This window comes from Calditrichia bacterium (genome assembly GCA_020634975.1).
Lineage (GTDB): Bacteria > Calditrichota > Calditrichia > RBG-13-44-9 > J075 > JACKAQ01.
In genome coordinates this window covers 2,482,647-2,505,725 of record JACKAQ010000001.1, presented here as the reverse complement: position 1 = coordinate 2,505,725, position 23,079 = coordinate 2,482,647, and the positions used below count along the sequence as shown (strand labels likewise).

General features: G+C 49.9%; 20 protein-coding genes. 11 read left to right on the top strand and 9 right to left on the bottom strand.

From position 1 onward, the window contains the following. The first annotated feature begins 18 nt into the window (after positions 1-18). Entirely contained in the window at positions 19-168 is a 150-nt protein-coding gene (locus tag H6629_10080) for a hypothetical protein (GenBank protein ID MCB9068143.1), read from the top strand. Here H6629_10080 and H6629_10075 read toward each other — a convergent pair. Together H6629_10075 and H6629_10070 are read right to left on the bottom strand one after the other, a co-directional pair. Then, positions 165-1,334: a helix-turn-helix transcriptional regulator gene (locus H6629_10075; GenBank protein MCB9068142.1), complete on the bottom strand. Its 1,170-nt coding sequence runs from the start codon at positions 1,332-1,334 to the stop codon at positions 165-167. The genes H6629_10080 and H6629_10075 overlap by 4 nt on opposite strands. A 136-nt stretch (positions 1,335-1,470) precedes the next feature. After that, positions 1,471-3,786 (bottom strand): TonB-dependent receptor, encoded by a 2,316-nt coding sequence (locus tag H6629_10070; protein MCB9068141.1) that lies wholly within the window; start codon positions 3,784-3,786, stop codon positions 1,471-1,473. Positions 3,787-4,241: 455 nt separating this feature from the next. Here H6629_10070 and H6629_10065 point away from each other — a divergent pair, with 455 nt between their 5' ends. Continuing rightward, a complete protein-coding gene (locus tag H6629_10065) occupies positions 4,242-6,644 on the top strand; it encodes a S9 family peptidase (GenBank protein ID MCB9068140.1) in 2,403 nt (800 codons plus the stop codon). Here H6629_10065 and fabF read toward each other — a convergent pair. Continuing rightward, a complete protein-coding gene (gene fabF / locus H6629_10060; protein MCB9068139.1) occupies positions 6,536-7,789 on the bottom strand; it encodes a beta-ketoacyl-ACP synthase II in 1,254 nt (417 codons plus the stop codon). The genes H6629_10065 and fabF overlap by 109 nt on opposite strands. Positions 7,790-8,014: 225 nt before the next feature. Between fabF and H6629_10055 the strand changes: the two genes are divergently transcribed. From H6629_10055 to H6629_10025, 7 genes are all read left to right on the top strand, one after another. Continuing rightward, entirely contained in the window at positions 8,015-8,464 is a 450-nt protein-coding gene (locus H6629_10055) for a type I restriction enzyme HsdR N-terminal domain-containing protein (protein MCB9068138.1), read from the top strand. Next, positions 8,461-9,270 (top strand): ribosomal RNA small subunit methyltransferase A, encoded by an 810-nt coding sequence (rsmA, locus tag H6629_10050; protein MCB9068137.1) that lies wholly within the window; start codon positions 8,461-8,463, stop codon positions 9,268-9,270. Before H6629_10055 ends, rsmA begins: the two co-directional genes overlap by 4 nt. Next, positions 9,267-10,643 carry a magnesium transporter gene (gene mgtE, locus H6629_10045; GenBank protein ID MCB9068136.1) on the top strand — a complete coding sequence of 459 codons (1,377 nt, stop codon included), beginning with the start codon at positions 9,267-9,269 and terminating at the stop codon, positions 10,641-10,643. Before rsmA ends, mgtE begins: the two co-directional genes overlap by 4 nt. Before the next feature lie 76 nt (positions 10,644-10,719). After that, positions 10,720-11,484 carry a DNA repair protein RecO gene (gene recO / locus H6629_10040; protein ID MCB9068135.1) on the top strand — a complete coding sequence of 255 codons (765 nt, stop codon included), beginning with the start codon at positions 10,720-10,722 and terminating at the stop codon, positions 11,482-11,484. 138 nt (positions 11,485-11,622) lie between these two features. Continuing rightward, entirely contained in the window at positions 11,623-13,053 is a 1,431-nt protein-coding gene (locus H6629_10035) for a glycine--tRNA ligase (GenBank protein ID MCB9068134.1), read from the top strand. A 195-nt stretch (positions 13,054-13,248) separates the two neighbouring features. After that, positions 13,249-13,698, top strand: coding sequence for a single-stranded DNA-binding protein (locus H6629_10030; GenBank protein ID MCB9068133.1), 450 nt, complete (start codon positions 13,249-13,251; stop codon positions 13,696-13,698). 124 nt (positions 13,699-13,822) lie between these two features. Further along, positions 13,823-14,464, top strand: coding sequence for a hypothetical protein (locus H6629_10025; GenBank protein ID MCB9068132.1), 642 nt, complete (start codon positions 13,823-13,825; stop codon positions 14,462-14,464). On the opposite strand, the gene H6629_10020 is transcribed toward H6629_10025, so the two are convergent. Beyond that, positions 14,461-15,867, bottom strand: a complete 1,407-nt coding sequence (locus H6629_10020; protein MCB9068131.1) for a DUF2225 domain-containing protein — start codon at positions 15,865-15,867, stop codon at positions 14,461-14,463. The two genes, H6629_10025 and H6629_10020, sit on opposite strands and share 4 nt — an antisense overlap. A gap of 206 nt (positions 15,868-16,073) precedes the next feature. Here H6629_10020 and H6629_10015 point away from each other — a divergent pair, with 206 nt between their 5' ends. Continuing rightward, on the top strand, positions 16,074-17,312 hold the full coding sequence (locus tag H6629_10015) for a competence/damage-inducible protein A (protein MCB9068130.1): 1,239 nt from the start codon (positions 16,074-16,076) through the stop codon (positions 17,310-17,312). 16 nt (positions 17,313-17,328) lie between these two features. Then, positions 17,329-18,798 carry an alpha-amylase gene (locus tag H6629_10010; protein MCB9068129.1) on the top strand — a complete coding sequence of 490 codons (1,470 nt, stop codon included), beginning with the start codon at positions 17,329-17,331 and terminating at the stop codon, positions 18,796-18,798. Positions 18,799-18,807: 9 nt separating this feature from the next. On the opposite strand, the gene H6629_10005 is transcribed toward H6629_10010, so the two are convergent. The 5 genes from H6629_10005 to icd form a co-directional block, all read right to left on the bottom strand. Next, positions 18,808-19,284, bottom strand: a complete 477-nt coding sequence (locus H6629_10005) for a CYTH domain-containing protein (GenBank protein ID MCB9068128.1) — start codon at positions 19,282-19,284, stop codon at positions 18,808-18,810. 28 nt (positions 19,285-19,312) lie between these two features. Then, positions 19,313-20,167 carry an ABC transporter permease gene (locus H6629_10000; protein ID MCB9068127.1) on the bottom strand — a complete coding sequence of 285 codons (855 nt, stop codon included), beginning with the start codon at positions 20,165-20,167 and terminating at the stop codon, positions 19,313-19,315. An 18-nt stretch (positions 20,168-20,185) separates the two neighbouring features. Continuing rightward, positions 20,186-20,875: a cell division ATP-binding protein FtsE gene (ftsE, locus tag H6629_09995; GenBank protein MCB9068126.1), complete on the bottom strand. Its 690-nt coding sequence runs from the start codon at positions 20,873-20,875 to the stop codon at positions 20,186-20,188. A 24-nt stretch (positions 20,876-20,899) separates the two neighbouring features. Further along, complete coding sequence (locus H6629_09990) at positions 20,900-21,676, bottom strand: class I SAM-dependent methyltransferase (GenBank protein MCB9068125.1); 777 nt, start codon at positions 21,674-21,676, stop codon at positions 20,900-20,902. Between the two features lie 97 nt (positions 21,677-21,773). Then, positions 21,774-23,015, bottom strand: coding sequence for an isocitrate dehydrogenase (NADP(+)) (gene icd, locus H6629_09985; protein MCB9068124.1), 1,242 nt, complete (start codon positions 23,013-23,015; stop codon positions 21,774-21,776). Between the last annotated feature and the right edge of the window lie 64 nt (positions 23,016-23,079).

Genomic DNA, 23,079 nt, shown 5'->3' with positions numbered 1-23,079 from the left:
GCGGCGCTGTATTTTGCAATGAATATTCCGCAAAGCATACCCGACCACATCATCACAAAAGTCGTGCTGAACGTGCTGATCAAACCGGATGGGCAAACGGCTTACGTCCGGCAACCCGGCGGTTATCATTTTGTTACGCGGGATTTTTTCTTCAAAAATATTGATTAATTTGGATGATTGCGAAACGCCGAGGGTGTGGTTCCGGTGTGCTTTTTGAAAATGGTGTTGAACGCGGTTTTGGAATTGAATCCCGCATCCAGCGCAATTGCCAGAATCGTAAGGTGTTGTTTTTGCCGATCTGAGAGGTCTTTTTTTACAGCTTCCACGCGGTAGTGATTGATAAAATCAAAAAAATTCTGGTTGAGCTGTGTGTTGATCACCTCTGACAAATTGTGCGGCGTGACCGACAGTTGTTCGGCGATATCCGCCAGTGTGAGGTCGCTGCGGGTGTATGCCTTTCCGGCTTCCATCAGCGCCAACAAATCCGCCAGAATACGTTTTGCGCGATCCTCACTCAGCCCGGATTTCTGGTATTTCCGGGACGAACCATCATTTTCAGCGGGCATTTCCGGCTGTATTTCCGGCAGCCGGTGCATCGCATCCACAAATTGTGGTTGCAAAAACGGGTCGGTTTTCAGCAACCCAAAATAGCCCACCGTGTACACCGCCACAGCCAGCAGCACCGATGAAAGATCAAAACCCGACAGGTTGATGCCCGCGGAAAGCAGGGTGTTTTCGGCAAAAAATATCAGCCAGCACGCCAGCACAATCATCGTTAAAATGCGCAGCCAGTCGAGCCGGATTTTCTCAATCGACGAGAAAAACGATTCCAGCGATTTCGAATAGCGGCGCAGCAGCAGCACCGTGAGGAGCATGTAAATTAGCCCCTGAATGCTCAGCAGCCAGTTGACAATCAGGTATTCCGCCGGGATAATCAGTCGCTCAAAATCCGGCTGTGCTGCCATAATTTCCGCACCGGAACGCAAAAATCCGGCGACGGAATAGAGCAAAAACAAAACAAACGGCAGGAAATGCAGCCAGTCCGTTTTCTCTATTTTGATATTTCCACCGATGAGGTATTTGGCGTAAAGAAAGTGCAACGGACCAATCAGGAAAGGAAAGCTGGTGGTGAGCAACATCAAATGCGGCGTGGACTGATAAATTCCGATCTCGGAAAACAGCAAGTTTACCAATATGACAGAATACAAAAGCATCATCACCACCAGAAAACGGTCGGCAAAAAGCCGACGGCTTTTCTGGAAGAGCAGCGCCGTGAGGAAAAAGCCCTGCACCGCGCCGAGCAACAAAAGGATGTCTGTGAATTGTAATGCCATTCGTTTCGCCGGAATTTGCCCACCAATTTCAGTTTAACAGCGAAACAATTTATGGCTTTTTGGGGCAAATCCACAGCGAAAGTTGACTGGAGTAGGGGCGAACGGCCGTTCGTCCCTACAATATTTTTCGATAAACTCAGAACTCAACTTCCAGCCCGAAAATGGGCAACAGCGTCCACTGGGAAATGGCGTCCGGTGCATTTTCCGTAGCATTCCAGAAATATTGCGCCACATTTTTGCGATTGTAAGCGTTCCACACGCTCAGGTAAAAAATGATGTTCGTATGCTGCAGCAGAAACCGCCGGTCGAAGCGCACATTCAGCGAATGATAATCCGGGTATCGCGCGGTATTGATGCGATTGGCATCCAGCACACCGCGACGCTGCGCCCGTGACGTCGTCAGATCAAACGGCGTGTACGGCGCACCGCCCGCATAAATCCAGCGCAGGCTGAATTCCCAGCGATTGTTTGGCTTGAATCCGCCCTCCACGCTGAAAGTGAAGCGATTATCGAACACGCGGTTGCGCCAATTCTCACCGGGATTTTGGTATCGCGAGGTAAAATACGACGCGCTGGCCAGCCCGTAAACTTTCTCGACCAGTTTTTTCTGGATCAGCAATTCCACCCCGCGCGACAGCGCTTTTGCATTGCCCGCAACCGTGCTGTGATTCAGAAAAAATCCGTAGCCGTAATACAATTCATCCACCAAAAACAGTCCGGGTTGGGTGGGATCGACCGGAAAATGGCGGTAATTTTTCTGGTAAAATTCCAGCGACAGCCGGGTATTTTCCGTGAGCAGATATTTCGTGCCAAACACAAAATGAGTTGCTTCCGGCGAATCGAGATCGTGCAGTTGCGGATTTTGGGCGAGCATCAACAGCGGTAACTGCTGGCGATAAACGCCCGTCGCAAAGCTGAACGACGTCCGTTCGCTGAGTTGATAATCCAGCGCCAGTCGCGGCGAAAGTTGCACCTGCTCTCCCACCGAAAAATAATCCGTTCGCACGCCCAAAGTCGCGGTCAATTTTGCTGCAGGTTTGGCGACGTAGTTCAGAAATCCGCCAACGCTTTGCGCGGAGAAATCGCTGTCCAGCGTGGCGCCCGGCACGGGATTTCCGAGCACATCGGTGTATTCGCCATACACATTCCGGTAATCGTTGAAAAAATATTTTGCATCGATTCCAAATTCCAGCGCATGTTTTGGGGACAATCGCAAATAATTGATATTCCTGAATTTGGCAACATTTTCTTGCGACCGATTTTGGACAATTTGCGCATCGCTGACCGTTTCGCGATAATCCTCTTCCCAGCGATTGGCGGTGAACGCCAGCGATGTGTTCGAGTAGCCGTGCCCGCCCCAGATCGCTCGCCAGTTAATGCCGCCGGTGTGTTCGAGATAATCCTGCGTGCCGAAAGCCAGCATGTCATTGTCGCGTGCGGTTTCCAGATCAGATTCGGAGTGATCATCGCCGGTGATGCTCAGCAGTTGCAATTGGTGCGAGGGGTTGATGTCGAACACCAGCTTGCCCTGCACATCGCCGTAGCGCGGCGCGATATCCGTTCCCGCATCCAGCGCATCGACCAGCAGATCGAGAAAGCTGCGCCGCACGGAAAGCAGCCACGAACCGCGATTGCCCGGCAGCGGACCCTCGGCGATGCCGCCGAATCCCGCAAAATTCAGGTCGAGCTGCGCTTCCAGCCCGTCGCGATTGCCCTCGCGGAACTCGATTTCCATCACCGACGAAAGCCGGTTGCCGTGCGCTGCGGAAAAACCGCCCGCAGCAAAATTCACGGATTCGATGAAATCGACATTCAGCAGCCCGATCGGACCGCCGGACGATCCCTGAGTGGGAAAATGGTTGATGTTGGGAATCTCGATGTTATCCACAAAAAAGGCGTTTTCCGTGGGGCTGCCGCCGCGAACGATGAGGCTGTTGGACTGGTCGTTGACTTTCGCGACGGCGGGCAGGCTCATCAAAATACGGCTGACATCGCCGGCGGAACCGGGCGCGCGACGAATTTCCTCTGCGGAAAAGCCGGTGCTGCTCACCGGCTGGTTGTCATTTTGTGAAAAATAGCCGCCGGAAACGGTCACTTCCGCCGCCGAAACCGCGGATATTTTCAGCGATGCATCCACAAAAGTACTTCGTCCGGGCTTGACGATCACATCCGTTTGGGCAAACGGCTCGTACCCGAGATAGCTGAATTGCAGCGTATAATTTCCGGCGGGCACATCCAGAATCACGAAATTGCCGTCCGCGTCTGTGGATGCGCCGTTCCCCGTTCCGGTGAGCAGCACATTTGCGCCAACCAGCGCCGCATGCGTTTCGCGATCCGTCACTGTTCCTTTGATATTCCCGCCCGGCGTGCGGTTTTGCGCGATTGCCGCAACCGTCAAAAGTTGGCAAATCAGCCATCCGGCAATGATTGTTTTTTCCAATCGAACGCTCAATTTTTTCCTCCCATGTCTTTTTTTATTTTTTGCCGCAAAGCGCAAAAAGTATTTTGAAAGTATTTCTTTTTACCATTTACCATTCGCGCCTTTGCAGTTAATTTTTGTCAAAAATAAACTGCTGTCGTGCCGGAATCGCTCCTGCCCATTGGTCAGAACCTGCAAATTCGTTCGATCCAACGGGTTCGAACGGGTGCACCCGATTTTTCGCCGGCAGAGTGTCATCGCCCGTTTGTTAATTGGTTGAAAATGATTAAACTTGTCAGGAATTATTGTTGACAGGATAAACAGGATTGACCAGATAACTTTATAAAAAACAATCTTTAAACATTCAATTGTGTTGATCCGCGATCTTGTTTATCCTGTAATCCTGTCAAATAAATACCAGCAATTTCCGGTTTGAATATCGCGATTTCGCGATCAGCCGCTGTTCAACCAAACGATGAGGTTCTGTCATGCGATTTCCCCGATTTGCCACAATTTGGCGCAACCTGCTTGCTGCGCTGTCCATTATTTTGCTCGTTTCCGCTGCCGCGCAGCAGCCGGAAAAAATGACGGCTGAGTGGATTTACAGCGCAGCGGGCAAAGCCGTGGACGATGTGCCGAAATTCACCTGGCTATCCGATAACAGCGCTGTGCTGTTCGATCTGCGGGTGCCGAAAGCCGAACGCAATTTTGAACGATTGGATCCGAAATCCGGCAAACGCACGCCGATGATCGATCGCGCAGCAGCCATCGCCAGTTTGCAATCGCTGGTTGGCGAAGCGGATTCTACCAGTCGATTGGCGTGGCCGCTGGAATTCAACGAACAGGGCAGCTACGCGTCATATCTGTTCAACAACGATATTTTTGTGCTGGACATCGCCAAATCGGCGTTCCGGCAACTCACAAAAACCGACGCAGCAGAAAAATCGGTGCGTTTTTCGCCGGACGGACAAAAGCTGGCGTTCGTTCGAAATAACGATTTGTATGTGTTCGACATCGCTCACGGAAAGGAAATTCGCCTCACCAAAACCGGCTCGGAAACGATTCTCAACGGCACGGTAAGCTGGGTGTATTGGGAAGAAATTTTCGGGCGGCAGGATCTCGGCTACTGGTGGTCGCCGGATTCGCGGGCGCTGGCGTTTTTGCAAACGGATGAATCGATGGTGGATTTGATGCATTACGTTGATTTCAAACCGCAGGTGCCGCGCGTGATCACCCAGCGCTACCCCAAAGTCGGCACGCCGAATCCGCTGGTGCATGTTGGCCTGGTCGAAATTGATAATCCTGAACCCGTGTGGATGGAAATCGACAATCACGGCTACGAATACATTTGCCGGGTAAAATGGCTGCCGGACGGCAAACGGGTGAGCGTGCAAACGATGAATCGCGCCCAGACCGAACTGGAGCTTTATTTTGTGGATCGCAGCGACGCCAAAGCATCGTTTGTGATGAGCGAAACCGACACGGCGTGGGTGAACATCAACGACGATTTGTATTTTCTGAAAGACAACCAACATTTTCTGTGGCAGTCCGAACGCAGCGGATACGCGCATTTGTATCGCATCGGGATGGACGGCAAAAATGCCACGGCGGTCACCAAAGGCGAATGGGCGCTGCGCTCATCCGGCGGCGTTTTCTGGTTTCGCCAATCCGTTTCATCGATCGATGAAAAAAACGGTTGGGTGTATTTTACGGCGCTGGAAAAATCTTCGGTGGAGCGGCATTTGTACCGCGTGAAAATGAACGGCAAAAACATGCAGCGACTCACCAAACGCGATGGCGTGCACCAGATTTTCTTCTCGCCGAACGGCGAATATTATTTCGATAATTTTTCAGATATCCGCACCATGCCCGAACTCACGCTGCACGACAAAAACGGCAAATTGCTGCACACCATTGCCAAACCGCGACCGGAACTGTTGAGTAAATTTGATCTGCAATATCCGGAATTGTTCACGATTCCGACTACCGACGGCTTCCCGATGCCCGCGGAAATTTTGAAACCAAAGGATTTTGATCCGTCCAAAAAATATCCGCTGATTTATTATGTGTATGCCGGACCTTCTGCGCCGACGGTGTTCAACCAGTGGCGTGGCAGCTCTATCTTCTTTGATAACATGCTGTTAGATGCCGGATATCTCGTGGTGCGATTTGACCACCCCGCCGCCACAGCGATCAGCAAAAAACTGGAAAATCGCCTCAACTTGCTGATGTCCGGTCCCCGAGAAGTGGCGGATATCGTCGATGGCATCCGCTGGCTGAAAAATCAGCCGTATATCGATGCGGATCGTGTGGGCGTTTGGGGCTGGAGCGGCGGCGGCAGTTTTACGCTGAACTTGCTCACGAATACGCAGGAATTTAAGGCGGGTATCTCCGGCGCACCGGTAACCGACTGGCATTATTACGACACCAAATGGGGCGAATTTGCCATGAAACGCCCGCAGGACAACCCGGAAGGCTACGAAAAAACCTCGTTTGTGAAAACCGCCAAAAATCTGCACGGCCGGCTGCTGCTGGTGCACGGCACGTATGACGATAACGTGCATCCGCAAAACAGTTGGGCGTTTATCGAGGAGTTGATCCAGCACAACATCATGTTTGATATGATGTTCTATCCCATGCGCAAACACGGCTTTGCTGATAATGCGGCGCTGATTCACAGGTATAACCGGATGCTGGAATTTTGGAAGGAAATTTGTAACAGAAGAAGATCGTTTAAAAAAACCGGGCGAAAACTCTCGCCCGGTTTTTTTTGTGCAAAAAATCAGTCCTCAAATTTCTGGAAAACAGTAATGGCATTGTGTCCGCCAAAACCAAAGGTGTTGCTCATCGCAATATTCACCGGGCGTTTTACGGCTTTGCCGAGGGTGTAATTCAATCCCTCCGGCATTTCCGGATCGATATTTTTGGTGTTAATTGTCGGCGGAATAACGCCGTCCACAATGGACAGCACTGCTGCGATGCTTTCCGCTGCACCCGCTGCGCCGAGCAGGTGTCCGGTCATCGATTTGGTGGCACTGAGGTTAACTTTATCCAGCGAATGTTTGAACAACCGGTGAATCGCTTTCGCTTCGCTCACATCGCCGAGCGGCGTGGAAGTTGCATGCATGTTGATGTGATCGACATCCGCCGGCGTAATTTGCGCATCGTCCAGCGCTGCGGTCATCGCCAAAACCGCGCCTTCGCCTTCCGGGTGTGTCCCGGTCAGGTGATACGCATCCGCGCTGATACCGCCGCCGATTACTTCCGCGTAAATCTTGGCACCGCGTGCTTTGGCATGATCCAGATCTTCCAGAATCAGGCATCCGGCACCTTCGCCGAGCACAAATCCGTCGCGATCCACGTCAAACGGGCGCGATGCCGTTTCCGGTGAATCGTTCCGTTCGGAGAGCGCTTTCATCGCGTTGAAACCGCCGATACCCGCCGCAGTTACCGCCGCTTCCGATCCGCCGGAAACGATGATATTCGCCTTGCCCAGCCGGATGTAGTTGAACGCATCGATCAACGCATTGGTGGACGAGGCGCAGGCTGTTACCGTCGCCAGATTTATACCGCGAAATTTGTATTCCATGGAAATCATGCCGGAAGCGATGTTGGCAATTTTTTTCGGGATAAAAAACGGGTTGAAACGCGGTCGCCCGTCGCCGGTGGCGTATTTGCTGATCTCTTCCTGAAAGGTGTTCAGTCCGCCGATACCCGATGCCCAAATGACGCCAATGCGATCTTTATCCAGTTTTTCCAGATCCATTCCGGCATCGCGAATGGCTTCGGCCGCGCAAACCATGGCATATTGGGTGTACGGGTCCATCCGTTTGGCTTCTTTGCGATCCAGATGATCCAGCGGATCAAAATTTTTCAGTTCGCAGGCAAACTGGGTGCGGAACTGGCTGGCATCGAAATGCGTGATCGGCGCCGCGCCGCTGACACCGGCCGTCAGATTTTTCCAGAATGTTTGCAAATCGTTGCCAATCGGCGTGAGCGCACCCATTCCGGTAACGACCACCCGTTTCAGGGTAATTGTACGCGATTTACTCATCTATCTCATCTCCGTTTTGTAACGTTTTTCAAATTCAATTCAATCGATTATAATTGATTGATAATTAAAGTTGTGCCAAGTTACAGAATTTATTATTTATCCATGCTCGATTGCGTAATGAATCGCAACCCGGTTTTGCGAATAATTGCGTAAATTAATCGAGAAAATGTAAAATTACAAGTGTGGAGATACGTTCCCATCGTGGAAATGCCGATACTCAACTTCCCGCAGTACGATTTCCGGGTGCAAACCATCAGCGATAAACCACAGATTTTTGACGAGTTACGCAAAAAATATGTGGCGCTGACACCGGAAGAATGGGTGCGCCAGCATCTGGTGCAATTTTTGATTCGCGAACGCGGTTTCCCGCGCGGATTGATGCAAATTGAAGCCACGCTGAAGGTGTACACCGCCAGCCGCCGCTGCGATGTGGTCGCTTTTGACCGGGAAATGCAGCCGAAATTGATCGCCGAATGCAAAGCGCCGGATGTGCCCATCAATGAGGAAACGTTTGTGCAGATCGCCACTTACAACAGCGTGCTGCACGCGCCGTACTTGCTGGTGAGCAATGGAATGGATCACTTTTGCTGCCAGCTTTTCGAGGACGGCAACCTGCAGTTTTTAAACGATTTACCAAATTATACGGAGTTAAAATGAGCGGCATTCGCCCGAAACGCCGATGGGGGCAAAATTTTTTGAACGATGCGAACATCTCGCGAAAAATTGTTGCGGCTGCGCTGGATGCACCCGCACCGCGATTGGTGATCGAGATCGGTCCCGGGCAGGGCGCGCTCACCGGAATGCTGCTGGCATCCGGCGATCCGTATCTGGGCATCGAGGTGGATCCGCAATTGGCGGATTTGCTTACGGTGCGATTTGCCGGTGAACCGCAGTTCAATTTATTGCAGGAAGATGTGCTGAATGTCGATTTAACCCGCGCGGCAAATCCCCAAAAATCGACGGTTTTGGCGGGAAATATTCCCTACAACATCACCACGCCGATTTTATTTCACCTGTTCGACGCGGCCGATCACATTTTTCACGCGGTGTTGATGATGCAAAAAGAGGTCGGCGACCGGCTGGTTGCCCAGCCAAACAGCAAAGCGTACGGATTGCTGGCGATCAATTCGCAGTTATTTGCGGATGTCGAGCGGCTGTTCACCGTTCCCGCCAGCGTGTTTTCGCCGCGCCCGAAAGTGGATTCCGTGGTTGTCCGGCTCCGCTTCAAAAAAGGGGTTCGCGACCAGTTTTCCGACTTCGACCTGTTCCGGAAAGTGATCCGCAACTGCTTTCAGCAGCGCCGCAAAATGCTCCGTAAATCATTATCAATCTTGTTCCCTTCAACGCTTTTGCATAAATTAGATGCCAACTTAACCCTGCGTCCGGAACAACTCACCATTCCGCAGTGGATCGATCTAACCGAGGCAATTTACCGCCACCTAAAAGAGGAGCAATCTGGATGACACCCTCTACGCTGGACATCAACAACGAAGAAATTCTCGACAACATCAAATATTTGCTCGAAAACAAACAGACCGAATTGGTGCTGAATATTTTGGCGGACCTGCACTCTGCGGACATCGCCGAGATGCTCGAGCGGTTGGAGAATGAATATCGCGGACCGATTCTGGCGTTGCTGGATCAGGAAACAGCCAGCGAAGTGCTCACGGAACTTGACGAATCCATCCGCGAAGATGTGCTGGAAGTGCTGGACAGTTCGCGCATTGCCGAACTGGTGAACGAGATGGATTCGGACGATGCGGCGGACGTGGTTTCGGTACTCTCCAACGAACGCGCCACCGAAGTGCTGTCGCAGGTGGAAGACGAATATTCCGAAGATATTCAGGAATTGATGCACTACCCGGAGGACTCCGCCGGCGGGATTATGGCCAAAGAATTTGTGGCCGTCAATGCCGATAACACCGTGGAAGAAGCCATCAACGAGTTGCGCAGCAAACGCGAAGAAGTGGAAGAAATTTACCAATGTTACGCCATCGACGATTTTGGCAAACTGGTTGGCTCGGTTTCGCTGAAAGAGCTGATTCTTGCCAAACCGTATAACCTCATCCGCCACATTATGGATGAAGATGTGTTCGCCATCCGCAGCGATATGGATCAGGAAGAAGTGGCGCGCATTTTTGAAAAATACGACCTGGTATCCGCACCGGTTGTCAATACCAAACACCAGCTTATCGGGCGCATCACCATCGACGACGTGGTGGACGTTATTCAGGAAGAAGCGGAAGAAGACATCACCCGGATCGCCGGTATCGGCGAAGAAGAAATCCTGGAAGAAAGCGTTTGGCCGATTGTGAAAGCGCGTATTCCCTGGCTGCTGATCGCTTTTTTTGGCGAAATTGTATCCGCATGGGTGATGCAACTTCATCAAATGACCATCGACCAAATTTTGGCAGCGGCTTTTTTTGTGCCGTTGGTAATGGCAATGGGCGGCAGCACCGGACAGCAATCCAGCATTATTGTGGTTCGCGGGCTTTCCACCGGCGAAATTAATCCGCGGGATATTCGCCGCAGGCTGACCCGGGAACTGCGGGCATCGCTGGTCAACGGTTTGATTATCGCCGCGATGATATTTTCTATCGTTATTTTCTGGTTTAAGGATTTATCGTTCGCGATCATCCTGTCCGGCACACTGTTGATTGTCATTCTCAACGCCTCCATTTTTGGGGCAATGGTGCCGTTCGGATTCAAAAAAATAGATGTCGATCCGGCAAATGCAACCGGCCCGCTCATTGCCACATTCAACGACGTTGTCGGATTGCTGATATACTTTGGGCTAATGACGCTGGCACTTCGCTACACCCTCATCGGCGGTTGAACAAAACCGGATGGGAATTTTTAGGCGCTTCGTGAAGCGCCTCTACGGTTTCATTTAACACATATTCTTAAAAAAAATGCCCTATTTCATAAAAACAGAAGCACTGGTTCTGCACGCTACCCGTTGGCGCGAATCCAGCAAAATTATTCATCTGTTTACCGAAACGCACGGCTGCATCGGCGTGGTTGCGAAAGGTGCGCTGCGCCCGAAAAGCCCGTTTCGCGGCGTGCTGGAAACGTTGAATCATGTTGAAATTGTGTTGTCGCACCGTGAAGGCCGCGATCTGCAAACGCTGACCGCCGCAACGCTGCTCAACGCGTTTCAACATACCCGCGACGATCTGCCCAAAACCGCCGGTGCATTTGCCGCTGCAGAGTTACTCCACCAATTGTTTCGCAGTCACGAACCGGTTGGCGGTTTTTTTCGCTTTACCATCGACTGGCTGCAATCGCTAAACGATAGCCGGCAGGTGGAATCGATGGGTTATCTCTGGCATTTCATTTTCGAAATGAGCCGGATTCTCGGTTTTGGCTGGCAGCTTTCGGAGTGCCCGCAAACCGGTAATCCGCCGGATCAATTTCCGGTGCAACTGGATTATCGCGAAGGCACGCTAATTTGCGCCGGGCAGCGATCTGCGCATATCGGGCAAACGGTTTCGCTCAACCAACAAGCCTGGCAACGGCTTGCCGCGCTCGCGGAATGCACCATCGACGCGCTGCCGGAAGTCACGAACAGCCGCCATTTCTCCCGCCATCCGGATATTACCGCCACTTTGCTCAGCCATTTGGAGCACCACACCGAAAGCCGCATCACCCTAAAATCCTTAAATTGGTATGTGTAATCCCGCCAAATTTGTGTTATATTTTTCGCTTTGACGCATAAAACAACACGCCGGAACACTTCGGCGAGAACAGCGAATAAACAAATCAGTTGAATAATAACCGGAGTTTTTATCGTGGCAAAACAAACCAACGATACGATGGACAAACTTGTATCGCTGTGCAAACGGCGGGGCTTTATCTTTCAGAGTAGTGAGGTTTACGGCGGAATCAACAGTTGTTATGATTACGGTCCGTTGGGTGTGGAACTGAAAAAGAATATCCGGGAATTGTGGTGGAAATCCATGGTTTACGAACGCGACGATATCGAAGGCGTTGACGCCAGCATTTTGATGCACCCGCGCGTTTGGGAAGCCTCCGGGCATGTGGAAGGTTTTACCGATCCGATGATCGATTGCCGCGAAACCAAAAGCCGCTATCGCGAAGACCAGCTTGCGGTGTACAAACCCAAATCCGGCAATGGTGTGATGTATGCGTTTCCGGAAACCAATCCGGATCATATTGCCAAAACCATCAAAAAAGCCCGCATCAGTCTGGATGATTACGAAACCGTGTCGCTCACAGAAATTGCGCACGGCGAATACGCCAACATCGTCGGGCCGGATACGGACAAACCCGGCACGCTCACCGAGCCGCGTCTGTTCAATTTGATGTTCAAAACCTTTATGGGTCCGGTGGAAAGCGATGCCAATATTGTTTATCTGCGACCGGAAACCGCGCAAGGCATTTATGTGAATTTTCATAATATCAAAGAATCATCGCGCCAAAAAGTGCCCTTTGGCATCGCGCAAATCGGCAAAGCTTTTCGTAACGAAATTACCCCGGGCAACTTTATTTTCCGCATGCGCGAATTTGAGCAAATGGAAATGCAATATTTTGTCGCACCCGGCAGCGATGACGATTGGTTCGAATACTGGAAAGCCCGCCGGCTGGAATGGTACGATCGCGTGGGCATCCGCAAAGAAAAATTGCGCTTTAAAGAACACGGACCGGACGAACTGGCACACTACGCCAAAGCCGCGTTCGATATTCAGTACGAATTCCCGTTCGGCTGGAGCGAGCTGGAAGGTATCCACAACCGCACCGATTACGATTTGGGACGTCATCAGGAATTTTCCGGTAAAAACCTGCTGTATTTTGATGATCAAACCCGTGAAAAATTTATCCCGTACGTGGTGGAAACATCCACCGGCGTCGATCGCCAAATTTTAACCGCGCTGGCAGATGCATATGCCGAAGAAGAAGATCGTGTGGTGCTGCGCTTCAAACCGACCATCGCGCCAATGAAAGCCGCCGTTTTCCCCCTCGTGAAAAAAGACGGCATGCCGGAAATCGCCCACAATATTGTGGATGGGCTGCGCAAACACTTCCGGGTTTTTTATGATGAATCAGCCGCGGTTGGTCGCCGTTATCGCCGTCAGGATGAAATCGGCACACCCTATTGTATCACCGTTGATTCCGAAACGCTGGAAAATGGCACGGTTACCGTTCGCGAACGCGATTCCATGAATCAGGAACGTATTTCACAGGATAAAATTATGGAATACCTCGTAGAACGGGTGATGGCATAACGCAAAAATTCCCCCTTTTGGGTATTGCATAATTGTTCAAAAACAGTAAATTTATATCAAAGTATAGCCGTTCGGGATAAAAATTAGACGACAAGACTATGTCTTACAGGTAATCGGGTTGGTGTTCGAGTAACGCCAGCTCGATTGTTTCCGTTTTGAATGGCAGATTATTCATCCAAATTTTTGGAGGCAACAATGGCAAAAGGCACCGTAAACAAAGTCATTTTAATCGGACGTTTGGGTGGTGACCCGGAAATCCGCAACACGCCCAGTGGTGCAACGGTTGGCAATCTCAATCTGGCGACCAATCGTTCCTACAAAGGCAAAGATGGCAACTTTGTTGAAGAAACCGATTGGCATCGCGTTGTGCTTTGGGGACGTACCGCAGAATTAGCAAAAGAATACCTGCACAAAGGCAGCCGCGTTTACATCGAAGGTCGTTTGCAAACCCGCAGTTGGGACGACCAAAACGGGAAAAAACAATACATGACAGAAGTTGTCTGCGAAACCATGCAATTTTTGGATTCCCGCAACGATAGCGGCGGCGGATACTCCGGTGGCGGACAATCCGGCGGAAATTACGATCAACCCAACTTCCAGCAACCAGACGGCATCGATCCGCAAGATCAGGATGTACCGTTTTAATTTTGATAATGATCAACAAGCTCCCGGTATTTCGCTGTAAATTACGGGAGCTTTTGTTTTATTACGTCGTAACAGTATAAAAATAGTTGTAATTTAAAGAGATGTCATTTAAGGAGTTCATCCCATGCATCGTCTATTGTTTATCGTCATCGTTGGAGCATTTTTATTTATTGGCTCAGCCAGTGCGCAAACCGATATTTTTGACGCACCACCCACCCACATGAAAGAACGGGCATTCTCGTTTTCACTGTCCACTTCCGGACTTGGGCTTGGCGGCACGTATCGCTTTCCGCTACCGTCGTACTCGCACATCGGGGTTAACCTGGAATTCTTTATTTTGAGGGATGATAAGGAATTTGAATACTACAACCAGTTGTATAATATTTCGACCAAAATCAACAATGTGAACCGATTTTTTATTGTTCCGGCAAATGTGGAACTAAAAAAACGCCTGTTTACAAACTCGATCGAGGATAATTTTCGTCCGCACCTGATGGTTCAGGCCGGCGCAGTTTTTGGAATGAATTTTCCGAGGGAAGACGCCATTACGCTGGGCGAAGCTGAGGGAGGAAATATCCCGACTGACAATCAATATCAGGTAACATATAACGCGGTTTTTGGATTTGGTGTAGACGTGAGTACCCGAAAAAATTATTTTGTGACCATCCGGCCGCAATACCGCTTAACTTTTTTCCAGGATGAAATCGCCGGCGATAAAAACCACTCGGCATTCGAAATCAAGTTTGAAATTGGCGGACAGTATTAAAATTTGAAAATTTCAAAAATCCCTTTTTTCTTCTCGATCCGGACTTCCGCAATGTAGGACTTCATCACTTCTTCGTCAATTTGCGCTTCTTCCATTTTGATGCGCAACCCCATTGCATCCAAATCCTGATACTGTGCCACGATTTGCTGGGCGAGTTGTTTATCGCGACGCAATTTTAGCGGTCTGATGCGCTTTTGCTTAATTTTCACCGAGCGCATAATTTCCTGATTCCTGCGCAACAGTGATTTCAGATGTTCCGGATCAACCGTTTCATCCGGGATAACTTCCTGCTTCCGCAATCGCTCCGTAATCGATTGATAGTAGTTGGTGGTCATGCTTTCCAGCATATTGCACACTTGCAGCGCGGTTGTGTAATCCTGCCCTTTTTCGGAAATTGAAATGATCAAATCGTAAATTTTGAATTTTTTCAACGAATCCAGATCGTAAACTTTGGCGCTGAGCGCACGCTGAAAATACTCCGCCGCTTTTTTGTATGCGGCTTCTTCGTTAACCGGCAAATCAGGAAATAATTCGTTCAACTCTGTTACAAAATCGCTGTATCGGTGATAATTTTTGTATGGCAAATCCCATAAATTTTTATCTGCATTCAATAATTGGGCTTCCAAAAAATTACCACTTTCGTAATAAATGCGAATAGCGCTGATCACTTTGTCAATAGCCTCGCACATCACGTTGTAGTTATCTGTCAACACACCGTATTGTTTCGCCCACATTTTTTGCCATTCCGGCGTTCCGCTTTTGCGGCGATTTTTTTCAACGACGGTCTCGTTCAATTCTTCAACACAGTGCAACATATTCATGGAATTTGCCTGCAGCCGGTCAAATTTGATGTTGTAGCTTTTCAAAAATTGTTCGATGTCGTCGATCTCCGGCTTTTGCGAAATCAATCGGAACATCCAACTGGCACGCAAATACAATTTGGCTATTTTGTCGTAATTCTGATAAATCGAATCGGGAAGTGTGTGCACATAAATTGCCAGCAAAGTCAGGTTCAGCGAAACCAGCAAATCGTGGGTCGGATATGCGATGTGCGGCGCGATTCTCTCAAAAAAGGCATCCGGTTCATCGTGTTTGGCAATCAGTAATTTTTTCAGATAATCAAACTGGGCGCGCCCCTGGGTCACATCTTTTTGGTAAAACATCGAGCGATCGTCGGTAAATTTACAAACCTCGCAATGCCACAAACCAAACCCGTGTAAATTCAACTGGTTATATTCCGGCTCAGCCCATGAATAATTGCTGACAAAATAATCCGAATCGCGGGTGTTGATGGTAAAAGTATGGTCACGCAAATAATAATGTTGACCGTTATTTTTGCAAACCGGACAGGGCGCTTCCTTTACGAAAAAAGGTTGTTTATTTTTGTCTGAAGTTTTTTCCACTGTTCACCTATCTATAAAATTTCAACTGATATCTGTTATAATTTTCGTATAAAACTTGAGCAAGATTAGCAAAAAACATTAAACAAGTTAAATAAACCGGTTTGGTTTTTTGGCAAAAATTGCTGCGTCGCAATTAGCGATAAGTTGAAAAATGCTGTTGAATATGCTATCTTGTGTAAATCAACGATTTCTGGAAAGGCAGTATTATGAAAGCAGCGCTGATTTCGATTGGCAACGAACTGCTCAACGGCAGAACCGTGAACAGCAATGCAACATTTATCGGCGGCAAATTGTTTGAAATCGGTGTGCGGGTGCGCGAGATTTTTACGATCCGCGACGAACCGGAAAGCATCACCAATGCGTTAACAGCCGCACTCGCAACCAACCAAATTGTGTTGGTTACCGGCGGATTGGGACCAACTCACGACGATATTACCAAAAAAGTAATCGCCGGTTATTTTGATTCGAAACTGATTTTTGATGAATCGATTGTGCAGCGGATCGAGCAAAAATTCCGCGAGCGTGGTATGCGGATGCCCGAAACCAACCGCGAGCAGGGATTTGTGCCGGAAACAGCCACGCTCATCGATAATCCTGTGGGCACCGCGCCCGGGCTGCACTTCCGGCAAAACGGCAGCCATATTTTTGCGATGCCGGGTGTTCCCCGGGAAATGCGCGCAATGGTTACGGATTATATTCTTCCGCTGCTCTCCAGCGAATTTCAATTGAAGCCTACCGAAACCCGCCTGTTCCGCACCACGCGAATTCCGGAATCGGGCATTTACGAACGCTGCCAACATTTTCTGGATGAATTCAGCGATCTGGAAATTGCGTTTTTGCCAAAATTCACCGGTGTGGATATTCGCGTAACCTTGCCCGCGATTGGCGATTTTTCAGAAAAAATAGCCGCTTTTGAACAGAAGCTAACTCAAACCATCGGCAAATATATTTTCACCACAGAAGAAGATGCGATGGAAGCAACCGTTGGCAAACTGTTGAAATCACAGAACTTAACCCTTTCTGTCGCGGAAAGCTGCACCGGTGGATTGATCCAGCAACAAATTACATCCGTTGCAGGAAGCTCGGATTATTTTTCGGGCGGCGTGGTTAGTTACAGCAACGAGAGCAAAATAAAATTGCTGGGCGTTTCGCCGGCGGCGCTGGAAAAATACGGCGCTGTCAGCGAAATTGTGGCCCAGCAAATGGCCGAAGGCATCCGGCAGTCGCTGGGCACGGATTTCGGGATTTCCACCACCGGCATTGCCGGACCGGGCGGCGGAACGGCAGAAAAACCGGTCGGGCTAATTTTCATCGGGCTGGCAACACCGGACGGAACGGTTGTCCGACAATTTAATTTGGGAAAAGACCGGCACATCAATCAACAACAAACCGCCATTTTTGCGCTGGACATGCTGCGCCGCCGGCTCAACGGCATTCCCGCATAATTTTAGGAGAAAACAATTGCAAATTCATACACCGGAATGGGTCAAACACGCTGTTTTTTATCAAATTTACCCGGATCGTTTTGCGCGGAGTTCCCGGTTGCAGCATCCGCCGGGCATTCAGTTTAAACCGTGGGGATCACCGCCGGAGGAACAGGGCTTTCAGGGTGGCGATTTGCTGGGCGTTGTGGACAAACTGGATTATCTGCAGGATTTGGGCATCAACGCCATTTATCTCAACCCGATTTTTTCATCGGCGAGCAACCACCGTTATCACACGTTTGATTACATGCAGGTCGATCCGCTGCTCGGCGGCAACGCGGCGCTCCGCGAATTGCTCGATGCCGCGCATCGCCGGAAAATGCGCGTGGTGCTGGATGGCGTTTTCAATCACGCCAGCCGGGGATTTTGGGCGTTTCACCACATTTTGGAAACGGGCGGCAATTCGCCGTATCTGGACTGGTTTCATATTTACAACTGGCCGTTGCGCCCCTACAGCAGCGACGCAGATAACCCGCCAAATTACGCAGCCTGGTGGGATTTACCGGCGCTGCCCAAATTCAATATTCAAAATCCCGGTGTGCGAAAATACCTTTTGGATGTCGCGAAATTTTGGGTGGAATTTGGCATCGACGGCTGGCGGCTGGATGTGCCGGAGGAAATCGACGATGCATTTTTCTGGCAGGATTTCCGGCGGGTGGTGAAACATGCCAATCCCGATGCATACATCGTTGGCGAAATTTGGCATTTGGCGCAATCCTGGTTGCGCGGCGACCGGTTTGATGCGGTGATGAATTATCCGGTGGGGATTGCTGCGATCAATTTTTTCGGCGCGAAGCATCTCCGGAAATTTGCAAAAAATGAAGATTTTTCGCTGCATTCGCTGACCGCAGAGAAATTCGCCGAACGCATCGACAACATTTACGGCGCTTACGATTGGGAAATCAACACCGCGCAAATGAACATGTTCGACAGTCACGATACGCCCCGGGCGCTGTGGCTGGTGAATGAAGATCTGGATTCGCTGCGATTGGCAACGCTATTTTTGATGTGCATGCCCGGCGCGCCCTGCATTTATTACGGCACGGAAATTGGCATGAGCGGCGCGGACGATCCGCATTGCCGGGGCGCTTTTCCGTGGGATGAGCCGGAAAAATGGGACAATTATTTGCGGGAATTTTATCAGGGTGCGATCCGCTTGCGCAAAGAACATGTGGCGTTGCGAACCGGCAGCTACCACTCGCTGTTTGCGCAAAAAAACGTGGTTGCGTTCGGCAGAAAACAGGGCGATTACCAACAAATATTTGCCGTTTTTAACGCGGGCAGCCGCACAAAAAAGGTGACCATTCCGGCAAGTGAAATTGCCGAAAACGGCAAAGCATTCCACAGCGTTTGGGGCGAACCAACGGATTGCCGCGTCAGCGATGGCGAAATTAAGGATTTACATATTCCCGGCAGGTCTGCAATTATTTTGGTTAATTCCAGATAAAACAGTAGCTTATTTATCGCTTTTCCAATTGCGAAAAGGATTGGCGATGAGATTGGCGTTGTAATACCGTTTGTCGCCGGTAACTTCGCGGGCGATCCATTCCGGCTTTTCAAACGATTGATTTTCCGATTCCAGCTCAACTTCGGCGATCACCAATCCAGCGTTTTCGCCAAAAAATTCATCCACTTCCCACACGTTGCCGCGAAAATCAATGTTGCGGCGCGTTTTCTCGATCAGCGGTTTTTCGCAGAGATTGTCCAGCAATTCCTGCGCATCCGCAACGGGAATTTCGTATTCAAATTCCGGTCGCGTTAGCCCTTTGGCTTTGCCTTTGATCGTCAAAAATGCCTTTTTTCCGGCGATACGCACCCGAACCGTTCGCTCCGGCATCACCGCCAGATAGCCCTGCCGATACACGACGCCTTCCGCCAAATCCCGCCACGCTGTACCGTTCACCAAAAATTTTCGTTCGATTTCCTGTGCCATTTTCCAACCTTTTGAATTTTTGTAAATCTCAAATTTTCAGGTATTTACTAACTGAAATATAGCTGCCCAGCAATCCCAAAACCGCACCGCAAATAATCAATCCTGCGAAATACAACAGCGGCACATGCAGGTTTGAAAAAACCAGATCCCGGATAAACCTGCCCACCCAAAATAAAATGCCACAGGCAAACAGGCTGCCCAAAATCCCCTGCAAAATGCCCTCAATCATAAACGGCGCTTTGATGAACGAATGGGTTGCGCCAACCAGTTGCATAATTTCCACCAGCGTTTTGCGCGAGTGGATGGTCAGGCGAATCGTGTTGTAAATGAGCACCACCGCGATGCAAATAATCACAACGCCCAAAATGATGGCGATGGTTAGCCCGATATCAAAATAACGATTGAGCAGCCGCAGCACATTTTCGGCAAAAACCACATCGTCCACTTCCGGTAAGTTGTTGATTTGCTTAACGATAGCTTCAACTGCAGAAAGCTGTGAAAAACCGCTTTGCAGCTCAATTTTAAGCGACGGCGGCAACGGGTTTTCGCCGAGCACTTCCACCAGATCGCCGCCAAATTCGCTGCGATACGACGCCAGCGCAGCTTCCGGCGACACATATTCGACAGTGGCGACGCCAGCGACATCCTTTATTCGCTGAATCAATCCGTTGCGCTGCGCGTCATTCAGCGATGCGTCGATAAACGCTTCCAGCCGGATTTGGCGATAGGTTCGCTCAAATTCATCCGCCAGATTTTGCACGGCTAACGCAAAACCGCCAACCAGTGTAAGCGCCAGCGCTACCGTCACAATCGTGATCGACGCGGCCAGCGGCGCCCGTTTGAATCCGGCAAACCCTTCTTTTATCAAAAAAAATGTGGTCATTGTTCGATGCTCATTTGGCTAATTTTTGCCTTCCTGACGAATTTGCGATGGCGGAATTTCGCGATACACCCGCCCGTTATCCAGCACCACTGTGCGGTGCGGAAATTGGCGAATCAGTTCGTAATTGTGGGTAGCCATCAAAATTGCCGTGCCGCTGTTGTTGATCGTTTCCAGCAATTCCAGAATTTCTTTGGATACCTGCGGATCGAGGTTTCCGGTCGGTTCATCCGCCAGCAAAATAAACGGTTTGTTCACCAACGCCCGGGCGATGGCAACGCGCTGTTGCTCGCCGCCGGAAAGCTGGTTGGGCATTTGGTAACGTTTGTGATGCAATCCCACCCGTGTTAAAACGGTGAGTACGCGCGGTTTAATTGCCCGTGCAGGTTCGCCGATCACCCGCAGCGCAAATGCAACATTTTCGAACACATTGCGATCGGTGAGCAATTTGAAATCCTGAAAAATGACACCGAGTTTGCGGCGCAGCAGCGGAATTTCCCGCCGTTTAATGCTTGAGGTACTGAAGCGATCCACCAGCACATTTCCGGCGTTCGGCAGTTGATCCATGTATATCGAACGCAATAGCGTAGTTTTCCCCGATCCGGTTTTGCCAATCACATACACAAACTCGCCTTTGCCGATGCTCAGGCTGATATCGTTGATGATCGGCCGGTTGCCGATGCGAATGGTGACGTTAAACATTTCGATCATTGGGTATTTCCGGTTTTCTGCTGATCAGTCCAGTTTTCGCAGCACAAAATGGGCTCGGGTGGTTCGCCGCCCGGCTTTGTGAAAACTGAATTCGTCGAAACAATGCGCCATCAAAAAATCTGTTTCGTCATCGATAATCTGCTCAATTGTTTTGAAACTGTAGATTCTTTGGCGATGCGATTCTTCAAAAATTCCTTCCGCGGTGTGGATGCGCACCTGATTGTACTGGATGGATTCTTCGTCGTCAAAATAGCTTTCCCGATAGTAGGCTGTTTTTTCGTCCAGCACTTCGCTATCGGAATAGTTTTGGAAATAATGCAAACAATTCAACCGGCTGACAACATCAAAAATAAAAACGCCGGGTGTTTGCAATTTGTTGTAAACGGTTCGCAGCGCCTGTGCGAGTGTTTTTTCGTCCATCAAATAATTGATAGAATCATACAAACAGGTCATCACCGGATAGTGATCAGCCGGAACTTCCAGCAAATCCGGGAGCTTGCTGCGAAAAAAATCGGCGCCGGGCAAGCGGTTTTTGGCCTGATTGAGCATTTCGCGGGACGGATCGCAGCCATCGCCGTGATAGCCAAGTTTGTGCATTTCCGTCAAAAAACGGCCGGTGCCGCAGCCGATATCCAGCAAATACGGAAACTCGCCAACCTTCTCCCGACGCAACACCGCATCGATAAATTCCGCCCATCGCGGATAGTTGACATGCAACATCATTTGATCGTAAACAGCCGCAATTTTACTGTATGGCGCTGTCGGCTGTCCTTTTTTATCCGAGAATTGCGTTTTTTTCATTTCCCGCCAGATTTCCAAAAACAAAGGCGGAAGCCGGGTGCCACTAACAGCCTCCACTTCCGCCTGTTTGATTTCATTCTCAAAAGCCGTTGATTTTTTAGAAGTTATCCACAATCGCTTCGGCAAATTCAGAGGTTTTCAGCGACTTTACATTGCCTTCCATCTGACGCGCCAGATCGTAAGTCACCCGCTTTTGCAGGATGGATTTTTCGATGGCTTGTTCGATTAACGCTGCGGCTTCGTTCCAGCCCATGTATTGGAGCATGAGCACACCGGAGAGAATCACGGATGCCGGGTTCACTTTGTCCTGTCCGGCATATTTCGGCGCGGTGCCGTGGGTGGCTTCGAAAACGCTCAGCTCGTCGCCGATATTGGCGCCCGGCGCCATTCCCAAACCGCCAACTTGCGCGGCACAGGCATCGCTGATGTAATCGCCGTTCAGGTTCGGCGTTGCGATAATATCGTATTCATCCGTACGGGTGAGGATTTGCTGGAACATGCTGTCGGCAATGCGATCTTTGATCACTTTTTTGCCGGCCGGCTCTTTTCCGTCAAATTTTTCCCACAGTTCGTCTTCGCTGATCAGCTTATCGGCATATTCTTCTTTGGCGAGTTCGTAGCCCCAATCTTTGAACGAGCCTTCGGTAAATTTCATGATATTGCCTTTGTGCATCAGCGTGATGTTGCGGCGATTTTGGGAAATCAAATAATCAATCGCTTTGCGCACCAACTGTTTGGAGCCAGTCACGCTGATCGGTTTGATACCGATGCCGGAGTCTTCGCGGATCGTCGCGCCCAATTCTTTGGTCAAAAATTCGATCAGTTTTTTTGCTTCCGGGGTTCCCTGACGATATTCGATACCGGAATACACGTCTTCGGTGTTTTCGCGGAAAATAATGACATCCATTTTTTCGGGTTCACGTACCGGGCTGGGCACACCTTTGTAATATTTTACCGGACGAATGCAGGCATACAAATTCAAAATCTGGCGAATTGCAACGTTCAGGCTGCGGAAACCGCCGCCAACCGGCGTTGTCAACGGACCTTTGATGGCGATGTAATATTTGCGGATTGCATCCAGCGATTCTGCCGGAAGCCATTCTTTATATAAATCCTGCGCTTTTTCGCCGGCGTAAATTTCACACCATGCAATTTGTTTTTTTCCGCCATACGCTTTGGCAACAGACGCGTCGAAAACGCGCTGCGATGCCCGCCAGATATCCGGGCCGATCCCGTCGCCTTCGATGAACGGAATAATCGGTTTATCCGGCACGTTATACTGGCCGTTTGAAAACGTAATGGCTTGCCCCCACTCCGGAACTGTGATGTGCTTATACATGAACCTTCTCCTCAAAATTAGTAAATGGGTCCGTTTATATGAACTAACTGTTCAGTTGAGCCGG